Here is a 4,919-nt window from a genome sequence, read left to right on the forward strand (position 1 = left end):
GGGATGCTCGACACATCAACGGTGATCCTGCTTGGGCGCATCGACGACCCCGCAGATCTGCCCGACGAAGCCGTGATCAGCGCGATCACGTTGGCCGAGCTGTCGGTGGGGCCGCATGTCGCCCATACCGACGAAGAGCGCGCGGCACGCCAGGCGCATTTGCAGCAGGCGGAGTCGGACTTCGACGTGCTGGTGTTCGATGCCGAGTCTGCGCGCGCATTCGGGTCAGTTGCCGCATCGTTGCGAACGTCCGGCCGAAAGCCGGCGGCACGCGCTTATGATGCACTGATCGCCGCCAGCGCCATTGCCTATGACCTGCCGCTATACAGCTGCAATCCGTCAGACTTTGACGCGATCCCACGCCTGGACCTGCGAACCGTCCCCCACCCCGATCACGGCAAGCCATGAGCCTGCAGAGACCCCCTGCCGAAAGCCATTGGTGCTCAATACAACACGCAGCGCAGTGCAACAGCCGCACAAACTTGTCCATCAGTGCGCCCCGAGGGGCAGGTAACAGTAAGGGCGGGCCGCTGTGAGCGCCGACTACTTGGCCGTGGGCAGCATGCCGCTGAGCATGCCTTCGACGTTTCTCATTTGTTTATCGCGTTTTCGGGGGCGGTGTGTTGGCTGACCCGATCTGCTCGGCGTCCAGGCCCCGTTCCATGCCACGAAGGACCATGCAGTGCCGGATAGCGCTGCTGGAACGCAGGTGCCTTCATATTCCCCGCCCTCTCAGGCAAGAAGACTCGGATGATGACGTGTTCGATGGGCCCGCGGCGGGCGGGGCTGGTCGTCCCGCGTTTCGCGTCACGAGTTTCGAAACCGCCTATAACGTCATCTTTTATTCACCGATAATGATCGAGAATCGACCGGAATCGTGAGGTCTGGTCGGTCCACTCGGGGAACCAAGTTCCTTGTCGAACAATCATTTACCGGTCCTATCGAGCGGTCAACGAGAACCCCAAATCGCGAATTCCGTTGGTGGCGGGTTCGAGCCGTCGGGCCGCTGAGACTTTTCGCCGGCGCGCGGCAAGTCGACGGGCGTGATGTTTTCGATGTTATGGGTGGCCCTGTCATAGCGGCCGGCTCGGTGCAGTCGCCATCGTGGCGGTCTGCTGCTGAACGTGCGCCGGCAGCCCCAGCGTCGTGGGTCGACCATGCGCGCAGAGAGCTCACTGCGTCCCAATGGGCACTAATAGTCCGCTGAATCAACTGCCGCGCGTTATCGGCGTCGACTGAAAGGATCCGAGACACTACGACTCGTCGGGTGCAAGCAGGCGATCGAGAGCAATCATCTCGTGGCGGTTGCGCCGCGGCTATTTCGCCGAGTTCCGTTGAGGATAACGGGTTTCCGGGCTGGACCATTGAGCGCGGGTAACAGAGTTGACGCAGTTCACCGAGGACGTCCACAGCATGATCGGCATTTCGACATCCATTGAGCGCCGGACATCACAGAAACCAGCCACAGCAGGCCGCGCCGCCCGCGGGGTGTAGGGTTGAGGATGTTGAGAAGCTCAACCAGTCCGGGATGAGAGCAACTGTCCTCGCTGAGCAGTTGCTCGTGCCGAACACTCCGGTGACAACCGCATGCTCGGGGATCACCATGACTGCTCCGCTCATTCCTGGGACACCCAGAGCGCCTGCCGCACAGCACTTTCCGATCGATACCCTCGGCCGCATAGTTGCGCGGCAACACACTGCCATGCAGCGTACGGGCCAAACGGCCAGCCTCTCACAGGCACATACCAGGTGATAAGGACCACTCCACTACCGCAACGCCGCACCGTCGTCCTGACACCCGCCCAACGCACCTATAGGAGGCTGTGTGGACGCGACCGTCGCCAGGACCGGAATGTTTCAGGGATTCGAGAGCGCCATGGCTGCGATAACCAAACAACTGCAGCCCGTCGACTTCGCGCGCCGGTGGACCGTGTTCGCTGAAGGAGAACCCGCAGACCGGCTGTACATCATCATTTCCGGGAAGGTCAAGATCGGCCGCCGTTCACCGGACGGCCGCGAGCACCTGCTGGCGGTCATAGGTCCGCCGGAGATGTTCGGTGAGCTCTCGGTTTTCGACGACGGCCCGCGCACCGCCAGCGCGACCACCCTCACCGAGGTGTGCGCGGTGTCTTTGGACCGCGACACGCTGCGCGGATGGATGGCCGATCGCCCCGAGGTCGCCGAACAGCTGCTACGGGTGCTGGCCCGCAGGCTGCGGCGCACCAACAACAAAGTGACTGATCAGATCTTCACCGACGTCCCCGGCCGGGTCGCCAAGCAACTGCTGCTGCTGGCACAACAGTTCGGCACCCGTGAAGGCGACGCGCTGCGAGTGGCCCACGACCTGACGCAAGAGGAGATTGCTCAGCTGGTTGGCTCGTCCCGGGAGGCGACGAACCAGGCGCTCGGCACTTTCGCCGATCGTGGCTGGATTCAGTCGGAAAGCCACAGCGTGCTGATCCTCGACGCCGAAAACCTTGCTCGCCGAGCACGCTAACAGGCCCTGCAGGCCACCATCGTGGTCACCGGCCGCGCCGGCGTCGCGCAGTGTGCCGGGGCGCAAAGGCTCCTCGCTGACCGAGCGGTCGATCGTCTTCAGCCGGCGCAGACACGAATTGACGTAGCTGCGGAGCGCAGGCGACAAGTTGCAGCCCAACAGGCAACGGTAAGGGCGGACCGCTTTGAGCGCCGACGACTTGGCCGTGGGCAGCATGCTGACTGGCGGGTGATCGCTCGGTTGGTGTCGGCGGTGTGGGAGCCCGCCGACCGGTCAACGTGGGGGCACAAGTCGATGAACCGGATGCGCCTTTCAGGAAACGGCCTGTTTGACCGTCTGATGGGCGGTTACAGTCGTCCCGTGGTGGAGTTGCGGACCGAGTATCACCGTCAGCTGGGTGAGATCGATGCGGCGGTCATGCGCATGTTCACGGTGGTGGAGGAGGATATCGGGGCTACGGCTGCGGCGTTTTTGCATGGCGATGACATGGCCGCCGCCACGGTCGAGGGGCATGACGAAGTGATCGAGGATCTGTACGCCAAGATCGAGGATCTGGTGCACGCCCAGCTGGTGCGCCAAGCCCCGGTCGCTGGAGAGCTGAGGTTTCTGCTGACGGTGTTCCGCATCCTGCCCGAGCTGACCCGCACCCACGTCGTCGCCGCGGACGTCAGCCGGCGTGGCGCAACCGGGCTTGCCGAGGAGCTCCCGCCGCGGGTCGTTGGCCTGATCGGACAGCACCTGGACGCCGCGGCAAAGATGTGGCATCAGGTGACACAGGTCTATCTCGTGGGCTCCAGCGAGATCGCCGACGACACCGAGGACGACGACGACGCGCTCGACGAGCTGCACGCCAGTCTTAGCGCCGAGCTCGCTGCCGCCGACCTGCGCTCTCCGGTGCTGCTGGAGATGGGGCTGATCGCCCGGCTGCTGGAGCGACTCGGCGATCACGCAGTCGAGGTCGCCCGCCAAATCGAGGCTCTTGAGCGCCCTGGACACACGCCAAGTCAGCCCGCACCCGCAGAATGAACCAGCGAACGGAAACCGACGAGGCATTCCGGCCAGAGCCAACACTCCCAGCCGCCTAATTGCTGTCCTGTTCGCGCGAGGGCGGCGCTGTTCGTGTGAAGATCGCGACCGAAGCTGCGTTGTTCGGGTGAAGGATTCGCGCCACCCGCGCCTGAGCCATGTCAGTGCCGCCCGCGGGGGTCGCTGAGCTGAACGAGGTTACCCAATCAGGTGTTTCCGCTCGGGCTTATCTGCGGTGAAGAACTAGCCCCCTTGTCGGCATCGTCATCGCCGTGCGGTCGGAACACACAGGGCCGCAACAGCATTCGGAAACGGATCGTCGAAGTTATCCGGCACGGTGAGCGTTCGGGAGCGACCGAACTTCGCTGGTACCTTTCGTTGGGCTCGGGACGTTGGCGTGCGCACGGACGCTTGGCGTTGAGTGTCATCGAGCACGATTCTGCCCGCCTACAAATTGTCGTCGGAATCGATGCCAAAGGCTCGATCTCGGCGCAGTATGAAGACAATGAGCGAGTTCATGCAGAACACCGACGCTTTCCTGTGGGCGATGGAAAGCGATCCCGTTTTGCGGTCGACCATCGTCACGATCTCCCTGTTGGATAGCACCCCGGATTGGGGCGAATTGGTTGAGCGGTTCGACGGGCTCAGCCGACGAATGCCGACCTTCCGCCAGCGGGTAGTGTCCTCGCCTCGGCCGGCCCCGCCCCGCTGGGCGGACTGCCCGGAATTCGATCTCGGCTTCCACATGCGTCGAGTGACCGCGCCGCAGCCAGGGACTCTCGACGCGGTACTGCAGATGGGCCGGCTGGCCGCGATGTCGGACTTCGACCGGGCCAGACCGCTGTGGGAGATCACCCTGATCGACGGACTTGCAGACGGCGGCACCGCGCTGATGACCAAGATGCACCACTCCCTGGCCGACGGCATCGGCGGCGTCCAGATCGCGATGACGCTATTCGATGTCACCGCCCGGCGGCGCGGCGCACTGCCCGTCGCGCCCCCACCACGGATGCCTTCGCCGCTGGACGGACTGCGCGATGCACTCCGCTACGACGCCGGGCTGCTCGCCAATGCGGCAACGGCTTCGGTTACGGGCGCTCCCGGCGTGGTTCGAAGCGCCATACGGCGGCCGGTGCAGACAGCCACCTCCGCGGCGGCGGTCGCGTCGTCGGTCTACCGCACCATGCGGCCGATCACCAAGTCCGGCTCGTCGCTCATGAAAGACCGCACGACGGTCCGTCGCCTCGGGATCCATGAGGTGTCGAGGCTGCGGCTGCGCGACGCCGGACACGCGGGCGGGGGTTCGCTGAACGATGCCTTCCTCGCGGGCGTGACCGGCGCGTTGCGCCGCTACCACGAAAAGCACAGCGTCGCGGTCGGGGACTTTCATGTGGGG

General features: G+C 64.4%; 4 protein-coding genes. All 4 read left to right on the plus strand.

Annotated elements, in window-relative coordinates:
* Positions 1–408: type II toxin-antitoxin system VapC family toxin (locus tag ACLQI9_RS15940; protein ID WP_442391906.1), on the plus strand; the 408-nt coding region annotated here is incomplete at its 5' end.
* A gap of 1,417 nt (positions 409–1,825) precedes the next feature.
* On the plus strand, positions 1,826–2,497 hold the full coding sequence (locus ACLQI9_RS15945) for a Crp/Fnr family transcriptional regulator (RefSeq protein WP_442381630.1): 672 nt from the start codon (positions 1,826–1,828) through the stop codon (positions 2,495–2,497).
* Positions 2,498–2,725: 228 nt separating this feature from the next.
* Positions 2,726–3,523: a phosphate signaling complex PhoU family protein gene (locus tag ACLQI9_RS15950; RefSeq protein ID WP_442391907.1), complete on the plus strand. Its 798-nt coding sequence runs from the start codon at positions 2,726–2,728 to the stop codon at positions 3,521–3,523.
* A 505-nt stretch (positions 3,524–4,028) separates the two neighbouring features.
* Positions 4,029–4,919 (plus strand): wax ester/triacylglycerol synthase domain-containing protein (locus tag ACLQI9_RS15955; protein ID WP_442391908.1); only part of this gene is annotated, 891 nt, incomplete at its 3' end.

Origin of the sequence: Mycobacterium sp. (assembly GCF_052143115.1) — a bacterium.
In the GTDB taxonomy this organism is placed as follows: domain Bacteria; phylum Actinomycetota; class Actinomycetes; order Mycobacteriales; family Mycobacteriaceae; genus Mycobacterium.